This window comes from Massilia suwonensis (genome assembly GCF_042655665.1).
Taxonomy (GTDB): Bacteria; Pseudomonadota; Gammaproteobacteria; order Burkholderiales; family Burkholderiaceae_D; genus Telluria; species Telluria suwonensis.
Window position 1 is genome coordinate 1 of record NZ_JBHSMR010000018.1, and the last position, 753, is coordinate 753.

The window sequence follows — 753 nt, forward strand, 5'->3', positions numbered from 1 at the left end:
CACGGCAAAACCACCCTGACGGCTGCAATCGCAACCGTTCTGTCGAAGAAGTTCGGCGGTGAAGCCAAGGCGTACGACCAGATCGACGCGGCTCCTGAAGAAAAGGCACGCGGCATCACCATCAACACCGCACACGTCGAGTACGAAACCGCGTCGCGCCACTACGCGCACGTCGACTGCCCAGGCCACGCCGACTACATCAAGAACATGATTACCGGTGCTGCCCAGATGGACGGCGCGATCCTGGTGTGCTCGGCCGCTGACGGCCCGATGCCACAGACCCGCGAGCACATCCTGCTGGCGCGTCAGGTTGGCGTTCCGTACATCATCGTGTTCCTGAACAAGTGCGACCTGGTCGACGACGCAGAACTGCTGGAACTGGTCGAAATGGAAGTCCGTGAACTGCTGTCGAAGTACGAGTTCCCAGGCGACGACCTGCCAATCATCAAGGGTTCGGCACGTATGGCACTGGAAGGTGCAGCCGGCGAAATGGGCGAAGAGTGCATCATCCGCCTGGCCGACGCTCTGGACAGCTACATCCCAACCCCGGAACGTGCTGTTGACGGCGCCTTCCTGATGCCAGTCGAAGACGTGTTCTCGATCTCGGGCCGCGGTACCGTGGTGACCGGTCGTGTCGAGCGCGGCATCATCAAGGTCGGCGAAGAGATCGAAATCGTCGGCATCACCGACACCGTCAAGACCACCTGCACCGGCGTGGAAATGTTCCGCAAGCTGCTGGACCAGGGTCAAGCC

Annotated in this window: 1 protein-coding gene; it reads left to right on the forward strand. The window is 61.2% G+C overall.

The features are described from left to right. Positions 1-753 (forward strand): elongation factor Tu (locus tag ACFPQ5_RS24770; RefSeq protein WP_379761747.1); only part of this gene is annotated, 753 nt, incomplete at both ends.